We start from the raw sequence: 17,235 nt of genomic DNA on the forward strand, positions 1-17,235 counted from the left end.
TAATTATTCTTCGGAACTGTATGCCAGAAATCTTATCCTTTTTTCTCATTTGCTATTGCGCCTTCCTTTCGTCAATATGACAAAACTTGGGGCATAAAAACCCTGCGCCGAAAAAGCGTAGGTATCTTTATACTCTACTTCCTATTTAATAGCTTCTCAACAAAATTAACATCCGCAGGCATAAATTCATATAGCGGCATCTCTTCCAAGGTTACCCACTTTGCATCGTTATGGACATTAAGCTTCATGCTACCGCCGATTATCTCCGCATTAAAAACGGTAAAGAGGATTTCTTTGCTGTCGAAACGGTATACACTGGTGGTAAAAACCCCCAGCACTCTTATATTCAGCTCCAGCTCCTCTTTGATTTCTCGGATAATACATTCCTCAAGGCTTTCACCCTCTTCAAGCTTCCCCCCGGGGAACTCCCACAAGAGTCCACATTCGTCATCTGCTCCACGCTGGCATATGAGATATCTGCCATCATCTTTTATTATTGCTGCTGTTACCTGTTTCATATTTGCACCTTCATCCTTAAGCTTGATCGATACATTTGTACCCTTGGTTTTGCCATCTTTTAGAATTTCTATGCATAGCCCATAAAACCTCTTTTACATATTATATATTATGGTTGATTTTATCCCTGTTAACCATTAGTATGAGATTGAATATAACTATAGTGGCACTAGGCTATCGGATTGATTTAGAGAGGAGTATGATATATGAAAATAGTTGTATTGGATGGATATACATTAAACCCGGGAGATTTGTCTTGGAGGGCCATCGAAAATTTCGGGAATTTGGTTGTATATGATAGGACCTCATTTGACAAAAGTGATGACGATTTGATCTTGGATAGGATCCAGGATGCGGATATAGTCTTTACCAATAAGACCCCATTGTCCGAAAATGTTATAAAAAAAGCTGGAAAACTGAGATATATAGGAGTTCTGGCAACAGGCTACGATGTGGTGGATGTCAAGGCTGCATCCCAAAAGGGGATTGCTGTAACAAACATACCCAGCTACGGCACAGCCACAGTGTCACAGATGGCCATCGCACTCCTTTTGGAAATATGCCATCATGTGGGAGTGCATGATGAATCCGTACATAGGGGTGACTGGGCCAACTCGCCAGATTGGTGCTACTGGCACTACCCCATCATTGAGCTGGCGGGCAAGACTATGGGCATCATAGGCTACGGCAGGATAGGGCAATCTACGGGAAAAGCCGCTCAGGCATTTGGTATGAATGTGCTGGCATACAATCCCAGCAAGAACAAGAGCTTGGAAAATGAGACCATGAAATATGCGGATCTGGATGAATTGCTGTCTTCCTCAGATGTTATCGTATTGCATTGCCCTTCCAATGAAAGCACAAAAGGAATGATAAATAAGAATTCCATAGCTAAGATGAAGGATGGAGTAATACTCATCAATAATTCCCGGGGAGCTCTCATCGTGGAAGAAGACCTGGCAGAGGCCCTGAATAGCGGAAAGGTAGCAGGAGCTGCTGTTGATGTAGTGTCATCCGAGCCTATAAAAGAAGACAATGTACTGCTTAAAGCAAAGAATTGCATAATAACGCCTCATATATCATGGGCTTCAAAGGAAGCAAGACAGAGGATCATGGATATGGCAGCAGACAGCCTGGCCCGCTTTTTATCAGGGAATCCCATCAATGTTGTGAACAAGTAATGCCCAATAAAAGCATGAACCTCCTGAGCAGCAACACTGCCGGGAGGTTTTGTCCAGGCTATCTATTATCATGTTCTTCCCTTACCATTTATCATAATGTACTCTATCCGGCCTGAACCTTCCCCCTACTTCCCTTTTCTCTCCCGGATATCCTACAGCTATGACCGCTACCGGTATGATGTGCTCCGGCAAATTCAGCATCCCGGAGATCTTCTCCACCAGCTCTTCTCTGGCGTATACTCCGCACCAGCATGTGCCCAGACCCATGGACTCTGCCTGAAGCAATATGTTTTGTATGGATGCAGCCATGTCCTGAATCCAGAAAGCTCCGTCATATTTCAGATTGCTGGAATCGCAGCAAGGGATGATAGCCAGGGGAGCCTCCAGCAGCATCTGGGTATAGGGATGATGCTTCGGAATCTCATCTAAGACGGAGCGATCTTTGATAACAACAAAATGCCAGGGCTGCTCGTTTCCAGCAGACGGCGCATACATGGCGGCCCGCAGCAGCTCATGGATTTGCTCATCTGTCACAGGTTTATTATCATACTTTCTTATACTTCTTCTGGTATATATTTCTTTCATGATATCACTGCCTTTCAATGGAATTTTATTAATAATGTATTATACATCGCTATTCCCCTTCTATGCAGCGGCGCAAATATCTGGGCACTTCAGTCTCCGCGTCCATATTGATGGTTGTGACCTTTGCTCCCGACATCTGCGCCGCTTCCACCATGATCGATGAAGTAGAGGTGTAAAAAGATGTCCCAACCACCAGCAGCTCGTCAGCGGAGCTTATGAGTTCAATGGCCTCATGGTATTTTGCGATCATCTCTCCGTAAAGAACAACCTCCGGCTTCAACAATCCGTTGCATTGTCTGCAGTATATAGAATTGTCGATGCATGAAAAGTCATATTCCTTTCCGCATTTCATGCACAAAACATAATCCAGATTCCCATGGACTTCAATGACCTTTTTGCTTCCCGCTCTTTTATGAAGCCCGTCTATATTCATAGTGACTACAGGTATATCATGATGGGCTATGGCTATGTGGGCCGCGTTTGGCAGAGCTTTATCCACATTCCTCTTCATCCCCTGCAAAACATCATAGAAATCCTTCGTATTTGACATGAAATAATCTAAGCTCAGCTTTTCTCTGATTCCATCCATATCCTGAAATGTAGGGATGCCGCTGGCTTTGGATATGCCGGCGCCGGTAAATGCAACAATCCTCTTCATGGAATCCTCCTTTCCCAAGAAAATCTTTCATTTTATCGTATATTATATACTTCAACACTTTTGTATGACTTTCCTTTTCATTTATATATTATCATATATTTTACTGTGAAAACTTATACTTTCTTTAGATATACGGAATAAATATGACCCTGCTGATATTTTTACAAATCAAACGATGAAAGCTTCTGATATTTGATAGCTTTTCCGAAAAAATGGGCTTTGTTTTTTTGATGAAAATCTACTAACATATATTTAGAAATCAGATTAGAGGTGTAATTTTTTATGGAAACGGACGACCCCAGTAATGACCATAGCGATAAGAAAATCTTAAAGCTATGGGAGTATAAAAAACAGATGACCATTCATATCATTGAAAAAAACCAGAAGGTAGGTTATATCAGGGGAGTATTGCTGGATGTAAGCAATATTTTCAATGAATTGAAAGGTGATGAAGCATTAAAAGTCCTGAAATTTAAGGACAAGGAAGATGAAGAAGAGATCAAAAGCTTCTTTGTGCAAGTGTTATCAAGAAATAAATCAGCAGGCACAGCCTTTTATATTACTGAACTGTTTATAGAAAAGGAGTTCAGAGGCCAAGGCTTGGGTAAAAAGATTTTTCAAGTCCTTCCTGACTTCTTGCATGGCATCAGTAAAAGGATACTATATATCTATCTTATGCCAGGCCCCTTGGAGAAAATAGACGGTAAAGTAGAATATATAATGAACCCGAAAGACGAGAAGATGGTTGCTTTAAAAAACAGGCTCATTAAGTTCTATGAATCAGTAGGATTCAGCAGAATCGAAAACACAGATTTCTTTAAAGAAAAGGTTTCTTAGAGAGATTCCAACTAATGGAATCTCTCTTCTATTCCTGCTAAATCATTTTCAAAACATTGGAAAACTTGCTCTCATCAATTATCCTTTCATCCATCAGCTCTATTATCCTTTTTACAGCATATTCGTATACAATACTATTGATCTTAAGCTTCTTTATGATGGAGGCAATTTTACCGGGTTCATATTTGCCCAAAGCTATAATGAATATCAGCATACTGTTCTCATCTACAGCCGAATCAGCATTCAATATATTTAAATCGTTTATGATCTCGGAGCCCTTTTCATAAGGTATATAGTTCTTCACAGTATCCGCCAGATTCTTTCTGATAGTCCCTCCGGCAGTATTAAAAAGCACTGCAGTTTTATATAAGTCAACTATTTTTAAAGCTTCCAGCATTCTCAAAAGTGATTCTTGTGTTTCCGCCTGTAAATTTATGAAATGCTTATATATTACAGATTGCAGTTTTTCTTTCTGCTCATCATCTATTTTGGAAGCCTTAAACTCACCGGATAAGGTTGAAATGAAAACTTGAATATTTTTGGCGGTAAAGTATTCTTCTTTATATAATATGTTGTCTAAGACATATATTAGAAAATTATTCTCTCTCACCTGCATGATATAATTTATGATTTGGTTTTGAAATGAAGCATCTCTCCCTTCATCTTTGATTATTTTTATTATTTCACTTATGGCATTTAACCTGAAATCATTGCTGTTAACAAACCCCTGGTCAAAAAAATCTTTGTTTCTGGAAACAATATATAAAGATGTAAAATCGCCCTTGATTGCATTAGCCTGTATTTCTGCTACAAATCCCTCTTTATCTTTAATCTTTTCCAATATTGTCGGCAAAATACCCTTTGCCTCTTTCTGCTGTAAATTAAATATCAATTCTAAATTCATTCTTCATATCCTCCAAATTTATCAATATTAAAAAACAAGAGCCAGGCATACGGATATTGAGCTCCGCCTAACTCCTATATGCTTAACATAAGTTAGCACAACAAATTAAGTTAAAATACAATGCGCCTGCTGATTATATTATATCATATATTGTTTATATAGCCGAACTTATTACATATTTTACCTTTTTAGTATTTATTCATACTGCTTTCCTGCGAAATTCAGATTTTTCTAAGTTATTGTCCATTTTGGCGCACAAATGTAATTTGCAGCTTGACACAGTGGATCAATCGTCATAAAATAGAAAATAATGATTGGAAAGAGCCTATATAAGCTCTCATCCTATCCGGGATGGGTGCTTTTTATATTATTTTTAATTTGGATGTTTAGGGGGCAATTAAATTGAAGAATATAATTGTAGCAAAATTCGGCGGCAGTTCTCTGGCCGACAGCCGGCAGTTTGCAAAAGTAAAAAAAATTGTGGAATCCGATGCCAGAAGGAGGTATATCATCCCTTCGGCACCCGGCAAGCGTGATAAAAAGGATCATAAGATCACAGATCTGCTTTATATGTGCCAGCAGCTTGCAGCTCACGAACTCAGCTTCGATGAGGTTTATTGCATCATCGAAAAAAGATACAAGGATATATGCGAGGATCTAAATTTGCATTTCGGTATCGATGGTATTCTAAATGATGTTAAGGAAAAAATTCAACGGGGCGCCTCCAGGGATTATGCAGCAAGCCGGGGCGAATATTTGAATGCAATCATACTTTCTCATTATCTGAGCTATGAATTTATTGATGCTGCAGAATTAGTTCTATTCGATAAAAGAGGCAAGTTTGATTCGGAAGCCACTCAGAAAAAAGTGCAGTCCAGATTGGCAGGAGTATCTCACGCAATAATTCCCGGATTTTATGGTTCGATGCCCGATGGCCAGATCAGGACCTTCTCCCGGGGAGGCTCTGATGTAACAGGCTCCATCGTCGCCAGAGGAGTAGAGGCAGAGCTCTATGAAAACTGGACTGATGTATCAGGCTTTCTCATGGCAGATCCCCGTATCGTAAAAAATCCCAAGGGCATCGAAAGGATCACATATAAGGAGCTTAGAGAGCTATCCTATATGGGTGCTTCGGTGCTTCACGAGGAAGCTATTTTCCCCGCAAAGGAAGCGGGCATACCCATCAGCATAAAGAATACCAACTCGCCGGAAGATGCGGGTACAATGATACTCAATGATTTATCTCCGGTTACTTACTCAGGTACAATAACAGGAGTGGCCGGAAAAAAAGATTTCACCGTTATATCCATCGAAAAGACCTTGATGGGAGCAGACAAAGGCTTTTTCCGCAAGCTAATGTCCATACTGGAAACCAATGATATCGCTGTGGAGCATATGCCCTCCGGAATAGATTCCGTATCGTTGATAATTTCTGATTTAGAGCTGAATTCCAAATTGGAAAAGGTGATGGAGGAAATCCGTATTTATTGCAACCCTGATTCAATCATATGCTATCCCAATATGGCTCTCATAGCTGTGGTAGGAAGAGGCATGATAAAGACCAAGGGTATATCCGCCAAGGTTTTTACCGCTTTAGCTACGGAAGGCATCAATATAAGGATGATCACCCAGGGCTCCAGCGAGTTGAACATAATCGTAGGCATTGAGAATGCCGACTTTGAAAAAGCCATCAAGGCCATATACGAAGCTTTTTAAACCAAAGGGAGTGACAGGCTGATTGCGCTATGCAACAGCCCCTTTATATTTTAGGCTCTTCTGTTTATACTGTATATTCTCATAGCATTTTCTGCAGCTTTTTCAATTAAACAAGAAGCATTTTCTACGGCTTCACTCAGCTTCATAGGCCTGTTTACTATATCTATTACCGCATTTATACCATGTTCATATACCTTTTCATAATCTTCTCCAACGCTGCCTACTATGGCTATGGCAGGAACATTGTATTTCATAGCTCTTTTGCCCACACCTACAGGCACCTTGCCGAATATAGACTGTCCATCAATTTTACCTTCTCCCGTTATAACTAAATCGGAATCTTTTAAGTGTTCATCTATGCCGATTAGATCGAGAACTGTTTCTATGCCTCGGCAAATCTTGGCGTTCAATATAGCGATAAGTCCTCCTCCAAGGCCTCCTGCAGCTCCGGAACCCGGAACATCCAATATATCCTTATTGAGCCTTTCTCTTATTATATTTGAGTAGTGCAGCAAATTATTATCAAGGATCTTTATCATTTCCTTATCTGCACCCTTCTGAGGCCCGTAGACATTGGATGCTCCCTTCTCACCGCACAGGGGATTTGTCACATCGGATATTATTATTATTTCCGTATCTAAAATGCGGGGGTCAAGGTTTTTTATATCGATATCATATAATTTGCTCAGTTCGCCTCCCCCGTTCCCAAGCTCATTTCCCACCATATCGGTAAAGGATACACCCAATGCCTGAGCCATCCCCATGCCTCCGTCATTTGTAGCGCTGCCGCCTATGCCGATATATATTCTCCTGCAGCCTGAGTCCAATGCCCCTTTTATAAGCTGACCAGTTCCATATGTAGTGGTTATGAGAGGGTTTCTCTCATCTTCCTTAAGGAGGGTAAGACCGGAAGCAGCAGCCATCTCTATTACTGCAGCGTCACCTATTACGCCGTATTTTGCTTTTATATTTCTTCCAATGGGGTCCGATACAACCAGATGCTCATAGCTTCCCCCTCTTGCTTCTACCAACGCATCTACGGTTCCTTCTCCCCCATCAGCTATGGTCATTTTTACAATTTCGGCTTCTATTACCTTTTTAATGCCCGCCTCACAGGCGTCGGCAACTTCACTGCTGCTCAAGCTGCCTTTATATGAGTCTGATGCTATGATTATTTTCATTAATCCCGCCTCTTTTCATTTAATCCTCGTTATATCTAATAATAACAAAAAATTATAAAAGTTACTTCCCTTTCTTTCGAACAACTTATGGAAAGTAACTTTTTATGCAAGACTCTATATTATATACTAGAGGCTCTATATTCCTATTTGACTGAATATAATGGTTTCACTCCATCTCTTACTCTGAATATTTCCTCAAGGGAGGTCATTCCCATTCTTATAAGAGCTTCTTCTGTAGCCGCTCCTACATGAGGCGTTCCTACAAAATTGCTTAATGAGAATAAAGGGTTATCTTTCCTTGGTGGTTCTATTTCAAATACATCAAGGCCTGCCCCCCAGATCTTACTATTTACAAGAGCTTCATATAAATCCGCTTCATTTACAATCTTTCCTCTTGACGTATTGATTAAAATTGCAGACTCCTTCATTATCTCAAGCTGTTCTTTGCCTATTAAGTTTACTGTTGAAGGAAGCAATGGCACACTAATGCTTACCACATCGGACACGGCCAACATCTCATTCAGATTTTCATATTTTTCTATGCCCTGCTCCATGGCCTTCTCTTTTGCAACATATGGATCAAAGCCAATGAGCTTCATGTTAAATCCATTTTTTAAGATGCTTCCCGCTTTTATGCCTATCCTGCCGAGGCCTACTAAGCCGACAGTTTTCCCCCCCAGTTCCATACCGATTAACTCCTTTGGAGCCAGCTTGTCCAGTCCATTTCTTATCATTTGTACAGACCTGGGTATGCATCTTGCCACAGAAAGTATAAGGGCTACTGCCATTTCTGCAACAGACTCCATATTGGCATGAGGTGTGTTTGTTACAATTATTCCCAATTCTTTGGCCGCATCTAAATCTATATTATCAGTACCTATTCCATGCTTAGCTATAATTCTCAATTTAGGTGAGCTAAGCATCTTTTCCTTGGTTACCTTTGCGGTGCGAACCAATATCGCTTCTGCTTCCGTCCAATCATTTATTCTCGGATCATTCCATGTAATTATTTCTTCATTGCTTTTCTTTGCAAAAGCAAGAGGCAAATCATGAATAGGATCAGTTATATATATCTTCATAGCAAACTCCTATAAAATTTAATCTACATCCTTAGATTCATACGCTTTAGGATCATCTTTAAGTTTTAAATCACTGCTCATTTTCTTGTTTACACCCTTCATAATAACCGGTGCAAATAACGCCGCTATAACCAGCACAAATAAAAACATGGCTATGGGACGAGTAAAGAAATAAGAAATAAGATTGCCTTTTGATAGCACTAAGGCTCTTCTAAAGCTTGATTCTACCATAACTGCAAGAATGATTCCCAGAATAGTCGGGGCAGAACCAAAGCCTGTTTTTCTCATAAAGTATCCCACAAGTCCAAAAGCCAGCATTACATAAACATCAAACATGCTGTTTGATATGGCATAAGCGCCTATTGTGGAAAGTGCCACTATTATTGGAGATAGCACCGTCATAGGAACCATAGAAATTTTAACCGCTTGCTTCGATACGAAGTAACCTATGACCCCCATTACCAGGTTGGCTACTAAAAATCCACCCATTACTGCATATGTCACATCTGCATATTTGCTAAATAACTCATACCCAGGCAAAAGGCCTTGGATCATCAAACCGCCTAATAATATTGCAGCTACCGAGCTTCCCGGTATACCTAATGTCAGAAGCGGTATCAAAGCTCCTCCTGTTACCGCATTATTGGCTGCTTCAGACGCAGCAATCCCTTCTATAGAACCATGGCCGAACTTCTCCGGATTCTTTGAGGATCTTTTAGCTTCGTTATAGCTTAGCCAGGAGCCTATATCCGAACCTGCTCCGGGCAATATTCCCACGATCACTCCTATGATGGAGGATTTAATAATAGTGGGTATAATTCTTTTAAACTCTTCTTTCGTCGGAAAAAATCTCCCTTGAAGAAGCTTTTCCGGGTTATCCAGTATATTGGTCTTTCCCTTTACAATATCCTCCGTTCCGATCATTACCTGGGATATAGAGAACATTCCTATCATTGCCGGCACAAGTGCTATTCCGGTTTCTAGAGGCAGAAAGCCGAAGGTAAATCTAGGCACTCCGTTCATAGGGTCCAGACCCACTATGCCGACAAAAAGTCCCAGAAGTCCTGACATGACACCCTTTGCCATAGAATCACCAGCCAAGCTCCCGATTATGGATAATCCGAAAACAGCTATGAGGAAATATTCTATAGAGCTGAATTTGAGAGAAATAGCAGCCAAAGGCGGAGCTAGGAACATTAATGCAAAGGCCGAAACTGTACCTCCTATTACAGAGCAAACTGTTGCTGTACCTATTGCTTTTAATCCTTCACCTTGTTTTGTCATCTCATAGCCGTCTAAGGCTGTGGCAGCTGAAGCGGGAGTCCCGGGAGTATGTATGAGTATTGCTGTTATGCTCCCCCCATATATCGCTGATGTATATACCGCTGTAAGCATTACGAGCCCTGCTACCGGATCCATGCCAAAGGTCATCGGTATGAGCAGTGCAACTCCCATACTTGCACTTAAGCCCGGTAATGCTCCTATAATAACGCCTCCGGTTGTACCAACAAGTAAAGCTATCAACACATCTAATGTAAACAGATTACTAAACATTGCAAGTATATTCATGTTTTCACTCCTTCCGCATATTAGGCCCCTATAGCAAAGGAACCTTTAGCTGTAATACGAATAGTAGATAAATAAACAGATTATATACAATTATTACTGATGCAATGACTTTCCATGAACGCACCCTGTAGTACAACATAACAGCAAGCAGCATAATGGTCGTAGCTATAAAATAATTTGTCAGTTTAAATATTATTACATATCCAACTAGAATGGAGTAGATTATTAAAGGTACCTTTATCGTTGCAAAATTTATAGAGTTAGTTATTGAGGTATCCCCGTCTCTCATCAGTTTGGTTTTTTTGATTCCGTTGCACAGCACCACTGTATTCAATATAGTAAAGACTGTTAATATCATCTTCGGAAATATTGCCGAATCCCCTTGCAGCTTTGAGGATACTGTAAAGAAAAAGGCTATAACTGCATATAGTACAATGCTTATATAGACATCTTGGTTTACCACTTTTGATTTCATTATTTCAACTCCTTTTTTATGAGCCTAATAGTGTAACTTTAGGGGTAAATCCTTACCCCTAAAGCATTTAATCTTAAGTGTGCTTTTATGAGTAAACATGTTGCTCATAAAATACTCCCATATTATTGAATGCCATAGATTTTCTTAGCACTTGTTATATTCTCATTTAAGAAATCTCTGTAAGCCTGTCCCTCAAGGAAGTGAGTTTGAGCACCTAGTTCTAATAGCTTGTCTTTAACAGCCGGATCTTCTATTGATTTCTTCAGTGCATCCAATAGCTTTTCTCTTATAGCCGGATCCACACCCTTTGGAAGAGCATATCCTCTGGCAGAGAAGCCGTACATCTTTCCAAATCCTAATTCTTCAGCAGTAGGAACGTCAGGGATTATTTCTGATCTTTCCGGTGCAAATACCGCTATAATTTTAAAATCTCCATTCTTGTGCGCTGTGAAAGTATCTGCAATGTTTGCTACTAATACATCACTGTCTTTGCTTATAAACATGGTTTCACTTTCTTTTGCTCCGCCTGTCTGAACTATTTCAAACTTTGTTCCCAGTTCCATATTAAATCTTTCTGTTACTGTGGCGTCATCGGATATGATGCCTAAAGCTGAGCAAGCTGATAACAATGTATTGTTTTTAGCATATTCTATCAAAGATTTAAGATCTGTATAACGAGTTTCGTCCTTTCTAATAGCTATGACACTATAGTCAGTTACGTGGTTCACTAATAAGTCAAAATCATCCAGTGTAAATTTTCTCGGGTTTACCGGGTCATATGCACCCAAGCTGATATTAGGTGAGTTAACTAATGAAAATGTATATCCATCAGGCTTTACGGACTTGGCCAGTTCCTCCCAAGCCACCCAACCGCCTGCACCAGGCTTATTAACTACTACTACTGGTTGTCCTATGTACTTTTCCATGGTGGAAGCAAGAATTCTGACCATAACGTCAGATGAACCGCCGGCTGAGAAGCCAAGCATTAAGGTTATCGGTTTTGTGGGGTAATCAGTTGATGCAGCTCCAGCTGTATTAGCAGCCTGGGCTTTGGGATCTTCAGTTGCCGGTTTTGCACAGCCTGTTGCTAAGGCCATGATTAGAGTAATGGTCAGTATGAAAGCCAAGATTTTTTTTGTTTTCATTTCATTCCCTCTCTTCTTTTATTTTTGATTTGATCTTTATTTAGTGAATGAAGTGTTTCTTCTCCATTCATAAATCTCAATATATTCATAACAACATGATTGATCTTCGTTTTTAATGCATCAACTGTTCCAGCTGATATATGGGGAGTTAATGTTACATTCTCCAAGGTTTTATATTTATTGTCTGCCGGCAGTGGCTCCACAGGGTAAACATCTATGCCTGCCCCTGCAATTACTTTATTATTTATTGCTTCAAAGAAATCTTTCTCGTTTACTAAATCGCCTCTGGCTGTATTGATAAAGATTGCGCTATTTTTCATCTTGCTGAAGAAGTCTTTATTTATAAAGCCTCTGGTTTCTTCATTAGATGGCACATGAACGCTCACAATATCTGACACCTTTAGTAATTCATCCATGGAAGAAAGCTGAGTAACTTTTAATTCCTCCTGCTCTTCCTTGGACATTTGCAAGTAGCTGTCATAAAATACTATGTTTGCCTTAAAGCCTTGGAGTCTCTTTGCCGCTTCTCTCGCTATCCTTCCAAAGCCTATAAATCCTACAGTTTTGCCGTATATTTCATAGGCATGGGTCCGGTACTCCCACATGGGGAATCTTCCCTCTTCCATGTCCTTTGACACCTTGATAAGGTTCTTGTATACAGCAAGTATAAGGAGCACAACATGCTCTGCCACTCCTACCGAGGTGCCTTCGGGGGTTATGCATACCTCTATGCCCAGCTCTGTTGCTAAAGCTACATCAGTCTTATCGTAGCCAACGCCCTGCTGCTGAATCATCCTGAGTTTATTGCCCGCTTTTATGACTTCCCCTGGTATGCTTCCTGTAGCGGCTATAATAAATTCACAGTCTTTGACTTTGTTTATCCTGTCCTCCAATGTTCCTGTTTCAAGAGTCACTAATTCAAATTGCTCAGGCAATTGACCTCTTATTATTTCATAAACATCCTCTGTTGCGAAGTCCATACTAACAATTTTGATTTTCTCCATAATCCAAGCTCCTAATTATCTATTTAGCGCCGAGGGCTTTTTCGATTATTTCATCTATGGCCTTCTTGTCAGCATCTCTAATTGGAAGCAAAGGACTGCGAACAAATCCGCCGGTGTAGCCCAGCTTGTCACAAGCATATTTAAGCCCTGCTATGCCATAAGTTGCTGTAACAACAGTATTTATTGGAAATACTCTTTGGTATACTGCTCTGGATTCTTCCCAATTTCCATTATCAAAGCTTTCCTGTACATAGGCGCATTCGTTTGGATTTGAATTTGCCAGAGCTAATATTGCTGCTTTAATACCCAGTGTCAATGCCGGGAACCATGCGGATGCAGTTCCTACCAGCAGGTTAAAGTCTTCCGGTACTATTCTCTTGAATGTTGCCAGCTGTGGAACATCTCCCAAGCTGTCTTTCATGCCAATGATATTGGGGTGCTTGGACAATGCTGCAACTGCATCAGCTTTTATATTTACATGAGTAAACTTAGGAACATTATAAATCAATATCGGAATATCGCTGTTATCTGCCAATTGTGTGAAATATTTTATCAATGCTTCACTTGTCATGCTATTTCCATAATAAAACGGAGTAAGAACAAGGGCCGAATCTACTCCCAGCTTTGCAGCCTTGTTGGTCAGCTCTATAGTCTCCCTTAGCGATTCCATTCCACTGCCTACAATTACGTGCCTGCCTGGCTTTTTATTCTCTACAGTGAGCCTTATAAGCTCTAGCTTTTCCTTCTCATTAAGATAAACAGTTTCACTGTTTGAGCCTAAAACCAGATATCCTGCCAGCTTGTCTTCGTTCCATTTTTGTACGTTGGATACAAAACCGTCAAAATCTACGTCTCCATTTTCTTTAAACGGTGTTATCATTGGAGGAAATACACCTTTTAGTTGAAGCTTTGCCATCTTTACATCTCCTTTTTTTATTAAAGTATTTCGCAGCCTTTTTCTGATAAAGCCTTGCTTATCCAGGCTCTGTCCATACCAATCCCTTTATTAAGGTTAGAAAGGATAACTGTTTCATTGTCATTGAACTTCTTTGTTTTTTCAATAAGCTCCTTTGCATCTTCAGGTCTTACAATTACTACGCCGTCTTCATCCCCAACGATTATATCCCCGGGAAATACTACTTGTCCACCTATGCTGACGGGAACATTTATCTCTCCGGGCCCATTTTTATATGGTCCGTTAGGATTTACTCCCCTTGCGTATACCGGGAAGTCCAGATCTCTTGCAGCTTCTACATCTCTGATGCAGCCATCCAATAAAAATCCCCCTAATTTCTTCATCATTGAATATCTCATCATTATTTCACCGCATAAAGATCTTTCCATATATCCTCCGCCGTCAACAACTATTATATCTCCTTCGTGAGCCATGTCTAAGGCCTTATGGAACATCAGATTGTCTCCTGCAGGGGCTTTTACTGTAAAAGCACAGCCCAATAGCTTTCCTTTATTAAAAGGCTTAATTGCTGAATCCACACAGGATATTCTTCCCATATTATCTGCCAGGTTTGCTACCGGAAGGTCCATAAAACCTTCAATAAGCTCTCTGCTAGGTCTTTCAAACTCAGTAAAAATTCTGAATCCCAAATTTGACATACGTATCCCTCTCTCTTTATAAAAATTTGATAACTTCCTTATTAGCTACATTCTCTTCTATAATCTGTCTATCGACCAACGAACATACGGTCAGCCGCGCTGCAGTTAAATGCTGATTTTTCAAAGACTCTTTCCCATAAAAAGCTGAGTGCGGAGTAAGAACTACATTATCCATTTTAAGCAAAGGGTTGTCTCTATCAATAGGTTCCTTTTCAAACACATCTAAGCCTGCGTATTTTATATCACCGGATCTTAAGGCTTCAATCAAAGCCTTCTCATCTATCAATGGCCCTCTTGAAATATTTATTATCATTGATGTCTTCTTCATTTTGCTGAAGGCCTCTTTATTAAACACATGATATGTATCTTTATTAAGCGGAGCATGAATAGATATAACATCGGAATCAGTCAGGAGTTTATCAAAGGAAACCCTTTCGACACCGTATTCCTTACATATACTCTCGCTTACAAAAGGATCATAGGCAATAACCTTGCTATTGAACCCTTTTGTGAATACCTGAGACATAGGTCTTGCTGAACCGCCAAATCCATATAAACCTATTACCATATTGGACAACCTATCAGGGAGAGGACCTTTTGCCTTAGGCCAATTTCCCCTTCTGATATTGGTGTCATAGAAGCTTACATTTCTTAATAAATTCAGAATTAAAGCTGTTGCATGTATTACTAGCTCTTCTCCACAAAAACCAGGCATAAAATAAACCAATTTTTTATACTCCGTTGCTGCATCCAAGTCTACTGAATTGACTCCAATACCATATCTGATTATAAACCGGCATTTTGCTAAGGAGCTGATGACCCTTCTAGTAATAGGCGGGTTACCACAGCAGAGAATAATATCTGCATCATGAGCTGCACCTATTATATCATCCTCAGTTTTGCATTCAGCGAACACCAACTCTATATTGTTGTTCTTTAACTCTTCAGCTTCTATAAGAAAGTTTTCCAGTCCTCCTAAATAGCTGTAGTCTAGTATAACTGCCTTGCCATTCATCATACAAACACCTCCTTTTTCCGTCTCAAGGCTGCATACACAATTTATTTGAATTTAATTGTGTGTCATTTCTGAACATTATACATTATAATTTATAAATTATAATGTATAATGTAAAAAAAATAAAAAAAATAAAAAATATTTAGTACATCATACGATTCAACAATTCTTTTGTATTTTTTTCTATTGCTTTTGCTGCAGCTTCTTCATCCCTATTCTTAATAGCTATGAGAATTGCCTCATGTTGCTCTATGGATTTTTCTTCTGTGTATTCATATCTTATATTGTATACTTCCATTCTCCTTGCAAATATAGCCAAATCCTCTATTTCATCAACAAATGCTATAGCCTTTTTATTTCTGGAATATTCAGCAATTTTTTTATGGAACATGCCGTCATATACTCCAGCATTAACTGAATCCCTGTTTAAAAGGGCTTCCTTTAATTTATTGAAAATATCCTCTAATTCAGCAATCTCATCGTCAGTAATATGCTTGCAGCACTTTCTGGCGGCATAGGATTCCAGCAATACCCTTAATTCAATGATATCAATAAGCTCTTCACGATTAAATTTTGCAGTGAATATGCCTTTTCTTGGAACGTTTAATACAAAGCCTTCTGCCGAAAGTCTATTGATTGCCTCTCTTACGGGAGTTCTGCTCATGGATATGCTTTCTGCAAGCAAGTCTTCTCTGATTCTCTCACCCGGCTTTATTTCACCATTTAAGAGTCTCTCTTTAATAATTTGATATGCTTTTTCTTTTAAAACTAAATGTCTCATATATGTACCTTCGCTGTTCAATTTAAATTTACAAAAAAATATAAAATTTTATATAATAATTTGAAAAGTCTCGACAATTAAGATTATACCCCAAAGAAGTTTACTGTCAAGTGCTCGTTGACAGAATATTTCTGTAACATTACAAACACAAGGCTTTCTTACTCCTTCTAAAGCCTAGGCTGCCGAACCGGGGGAGTCTTGCTCCTCCAGCCTGCAGTTGTTCTGGCCGGTGATGGCCATGCTGGAGACCGATACTTCGTAGGCTGTTCTTTTCACAGTCTCACCTGATTCCAAAGCCTTTTCGTAGCTGCGGCTCTGAATCCTGCCTACCACAACCATCCTCTCCCCTATCTGTGAGCCTGCGGAATATCTTGCATTCCTGCCCCAAAGGATGATGGGTATATAATCTGTCTTGTTGTAGCTTCGGTTAACAGCCAGCATTACATCCGATATTTCCCTGCCGGAAGGGGTAGGCCTGTATGTAGGCGCTTTGCAGATATAGCCGTCAAGCAATATCTCATTTTCATACCTGACGGATTCGCCAGGTTCTATAATTGCGGCATCTTTGGCAAACACGGTAAGGATCAGCCTCAGCTTGCCGCTTTCATTCACTTGATTATAGGACCTGAACTGCCCTGTCAAGGATATGGTCTGCCCAATGGAAAGGCTGTTCAAGTCCAGCATTCTTTCAGATATAGTAACAGGCAGAAGGTCCTCTGCTCCGCTATGTCTTGGTATAGCCACCATCAGATTATAGAAGCTTTCTCCTATAACAGTATGGCTGAACTGAGGCAAGCTTTTGATAATGCCGCATATGAGCACAATGTTTTTTTGGATATAATCGTTGTACTCGAGTTTGTTTGCAATTGCATTAAAGTAGTTGTATATCACCTGTTTAAGTATTTCAAAATCAAATAGTTTTTCCATTAACGTTCATCCTTTCATAATTAAAATTTCATTCGTTATGTATATGAT

Annotated in this window: 18 protein-coding genes; 3 read left to right on the forward strand and 15 right to left on the reverse strand. The window is 39.8% G+C overall.

Features of this window, described 5'->3' with window-relative positions:
• Window positions 1–134 precede the first annotated feature (134 nt).
• Window positions 135–518, reverse strand: coding sequence for a (deoxy)nucleoside triphosphate pyrophosphohydrolase (locus tag AC4HCY_RS00960; RefSeq protein ID WP_491095185.1), 384 nt, complete (start codon window positions 516–518; stop codon window positions 135–137).
• Window positions 519–722: 204 nt separating this feature from the next.
• Here AC4HCY_RS00960 and AC4HCY_RS00965 point away from each other — a divergent pair, with 204 nt between their 5' ends.
• The gene (locus tag AC4HCY_RS00965; RefSeq protein WP_491095186.1) at window positions 723–1,697 is read left to right on the forward strand and encodes a D-2-hydroxyacid dehydrogenase; all 975 of its coding nucleotides are present in this window, start codon (window positions 723–725) and stop codon (window positions 1,695–1,697) included.
• An 81-nt stretch (window positions 1,698–1,778) separates the two neighbouring features.
• Here AC4HCY_RS00965 and AC4HCY_RS00970 read toward each other — a convergent pair whose 3' ends face one another.
• Together AC4HCY_RS00970 and AC4HCY_RS00975 are read right to left on the reverse strand one after the other, a co-directional pair.
• Window positions 1,779–2,282 (reverse strand): nitroreductase family protein, encoded by a 504-nt coding sequence (locus AC4HCY_RS00970; RefSeq protein WP_491095187.1) that lies wholly within the window; start codon window positions 2,280–2,282, stop codon window positions 1,779–1,781.
• Between the two features lie 49 nt (window positions 2,283–2,331).
• Entirely contained in the window at window positions 2,332–2,940 is a 609-nt protein-coding gene (locus AC4HCY_RS00975; protein ID WP_323433383.1) for an SIR2 family NAD-dependent protein deacylase, read from the reverse strand.
• A gap of 282 nt (window positions 2,941–3,222) precedes the next feature.
• Here AC4HCY_RS00975 and AC4HCY_RS00980 point away from each other — a divergent pair, with 282 nt between their 5' ends.
• A complete protein-coding gene (locus AC4HCY_RS00980) occupies window positions 3,223–3,777 on the forward strand; it encodes a GNAT family N-acetyltransferase (RefSeq protein WP_323433382.1) in 555 nt (184 codons plus the stop codon).
• Window positions 3,778–3,814: 37 nt separating this feature from the next.
• Here AC4HCY_RS00980 and AC4HCY_RS00985 read toward each other — a convergent pair whose 3' ends face one another.
• Window positions 3,815–4,681: a hypothetical protein gene (locus tag AC4HCY_RS00985; protein WP_491095188.1), complete on the reverse strand. Its 867-nt coding sequence runs from the start codon at window positions 4,679–4,681 to the stop codon at window positions 3,815–3,817.
• Window positions 4,682–5,083: 402 nt separating this feature from the next.
• On the opposite strand from AC4HCY_RS00985, the gene AC4HCY_RS00990 reads away from it, so the two are divergent.
• Window positions 5,084–6,397 carry an aspartate kinase gene (locus tag AC4HCY_RS00990; protein ID WP_323433380.1) on the forward strand — a complete coding sequence of 438 codons (1,314 nt, stop codon included), beginning with the start codon at window positions 5,084–5,086 and terminating at the stop codon, window positions 6,395–6,397.
• A 50-nt stretch (window positions 6,398–6,447) separates the two neighbouring features.
• Here the strand turns inward: AC4HCY_RS00990 and AC4HCY_RS00995 are convergent, their stop codons facing one another.
• From AC4HCY_RS00995 to AC4HCY_RS01045, 11 genes are all read right to left on the reverse strand, one after another.
• On the reverse strand, window positions 6,448–7,578 hold the full coding sequence (locus AC4HCY_RS00995) for a glycerate kinase family protein (RefSeq protein ID WP_491095189.1): 1,131 nt from the start codon (window positions 7,576–7,578) through the stop codon (window positions 6,448–6,450).
• Between the two features lie 143 nt (window positions 7,579–7,721).
• Window positions 7,722–8,657, reverse strand: coding sequence for a hydroxyacid dehydrogenase (locus AC4HCY_RS01000; RefSeq protein WP_491095190.1), 936 nt, complete (start codon window positions 8,655–8,657; stop codon window positions 7,722–7,724).
• An 18-nt stretch (window positions 8,658–8,675) separates the two neighbouring features.
• Window positions 8,676–10,226, reverse strand: coding sequence for a tripartite tricarboxylate transporter permease (locus tag AC4HCY_RS01005; RefSeq protein ID WP_491095191.1), 1,551 nt, complete (start codon window positions 10,224–10,226; stop codon window positions 8,676–8,678).
• Between the two features lie 28 nt (window positions 10,227–10,254).
• Complete coding sequence (locus AC4HCY_RS01010; RefSeq protein ID WP_491095192.1) at window positions 10,255–10,701, reverse strand: tripartite tricarboxylate transporter TctB family protein; 447 nt, start codon at window positions 10,699–10,701, stop codon at window positions 10,255–10,257.
• Window positions 10,702–10,823: 122 nt separating this feature from the next.
• Window positions 10,824–11,846: a tripartite tricarboxylate transporter substrate binding protein gene (locus AC4HCY_RS01015; protein WP_491095193.1), complete on the reverse strand. Its 1,023-nt coding sequence runs from the start codon at window positions 11,844–11,846 to the stop codon at window positions 10,824–10,826.
• Entirely contained in the window at window positions 11,843–12,850 is a 1,008-nt protein-coding gene (locus AC4HCY_RS01020; RefSeq protein WP_491095194.1) for a 2-hydroxyacid dehydrogenase, read from the reverse strand. Before AC4HCY_RS01020 ends, AC4HCY_RS01015 begins: the two co-directional genes overlap by 4 nt.
• A gap of 19 nt (window positions 12,851–12,869) precedes the next feature.
• Window positions 12,870–13,766, reverse strand: a complete 897-nt coding sequence (locus tag AC4HCY_RS01025; protein ID WP_491095195.1) for a dihydrodipicolinate synthase family protein — start codon at window positions 13,764–13,766, stop codon at window positions 12,870–12,872.
• Window positions 13,767–13,786: 20 nt separating this feature from the next.
• Window positions 13,787–14,464, reverse strand: a complete 678-nt coding sequence (locus AC4HCY_RS01030; protein WP_491095196.1) for an RraA family protein — start codon at window positions 14,462–14,464, stop codon at window positions 13,787–13,789.
• A 16-nt stretch (window positions 14,465–14,480) separates the two neighbouring features.
• Window positions 14,481–15,482: a C-terminal binding protein gene (locus AC4HCY_RS01035; RefSeq protein ID WP_491095197.1), complete on the reverse strand. Its 1,002-nt coding sequence runs from the start codon at window positions 15,480–15,482 to the stop codon at window positions 14,481–14,483.
• 139 nt (window positions 15,483–15,621) lie between these two features.
• A complete protein-coding gene (locus AC4HCY_RS01040) occupies window positions 15,622–16,260 on the reverse strand; it encodes a GntR family transcriptional regulator (RefSeq protein WP_491095198.1) in 639 nt (212 codons plus the stop codon).
• A gap of 174 nt (window positions 16,261–16,434) precedes the next feature.
• Window positions 16,435–17,187, reverse strand: a complete 753-nt coding sequence (locus AC4HCY_RS01045) for a single-stranded DNA-binding protein (RefSeq protein WP_491095199.1) — start codon at window positions 17,185–17,187, stop codon at window positions 16,435–16,437.
• Window positions 17,188–17,235: the final 48 nt, after the last annotated feature.

Source organism: Lutispora sp. QWL-02, assembly GCF_058315355.1.

Coding starts and splice junctions, on each gene's coding strand:
- AC4HCY_RS01045 (WP_491095199.1), bottom strand. CDS start 17,187: ATGGAAAAACTATTTGATTTTGAAATACTTAAACAGGTGATATACAAC.
- AC4HCY_RS01015 (WP_491095193.1), bottom strand. CDS start 11,846: ATGAAAACAAAAAAAATCTTGGCTTTCATACTGACCATTACTCTAATC.
- AC4HCY_RS01035 (WP_491095197.1), bottom strand. CDS start 15,482: ATGATGAATGGCAAGGCAGTTATACTAGACTACAGCTATTTAGGAGGA.
- AC4HCY_RS00960 (WP_491095185.1), bottom strand. CDS start 518: ATGAAACAGGTAACAGCAGCAATAATAAAAGATGATGGCAGATATCTC.
- AC4HCY_RS01020 (WP_491095194.1), bottom strand. CDS start 12,850: ATGGAGAAAATCAAAATTGTTAGTATGGACTTCGCAACAGAGGATGTT.
- AC4HCY_RS01040 (WP_491095198.1), bottom strand. CDS start 16,260: ATGAGACATTTAGTTTTAAAAGAAAAAGCATATCAAATTATTAAAGAG.
- AC4HCY_RS01000 (WP_491095190.1), bottom strand. CDS start 8,657: ATGAAGATATATATAACTGATCCTATTCATGATTTGCCTCTTGCTTTT.
- AC4HCY_RS01010 (WP_491095192.1), bottom strand. CDS start 10,701: ATGAAATCAAAAGTGGTAAACCAAGATGTCTATATAAGCATTGTACTA.
- AC4HCY_RS00965 (WP_491095186.1), top strand. CDS start 723: ATGAAAATAGTTGTATTGGATGGATATACATTAAACCCGGGAGATTTG.
- AC4HCY_RS00975 (WP_323433383.1), bottom strand. CDS start 2,940: ATGAAGAGGATTGTTGCATTTACCGGCGCCGGCATATCCAAAGCCAGC.
- AC4HCY_RS00985 (WP_491095188.1), bottom strand. CDS start 4,681: ATGAATTTAGAATTGATATTTAATTTACAGCAGAAAGAGGCAAAGGGT.
- AC4HCY_RS00980 (WP_323433382.1), top strand. CDS start 3,223: ATGGAAACGGACGACCCCAGTAATGACCATAGCGATAAGAAAATCTTA.
- AC4HCY_RS01005 (WP_491095191.1), bottom strand. CDS start 10,226: ATGAATATACTTGCAATGTTTAGTAATCTGTTTACATTAGATGTGTTG.
- AC4HCY_RS01025 (WP_491095195.1), bottom strand. CDS start 13,766: ATGGCAAAGCTTCAACTAAAAGGTGTATTTCCTCCAATGATAACACCG.
- AC4HCY_RS00995 (WP_491095189.1), bottom strand. CDS start 7,578: ATGAAAATAATCATAGCATCAGACTCATATAAAGGCAGCTTGAGCAGC.
- AC4HCY_RS01030 (WP_491095196.1), bottom strand. CDS start 14,464: ATGTCAAATTTGGGATTCAGAATTTTTACTGAGTTTGAAAGACCTAGC.
- AC4HCY_RS00970 (WP_491095187.1), bottom strand. CDS start 2,282: ATGAAAGAAATATATACCAGAAGAAGTATAAGAAAGTATGATAATAAA.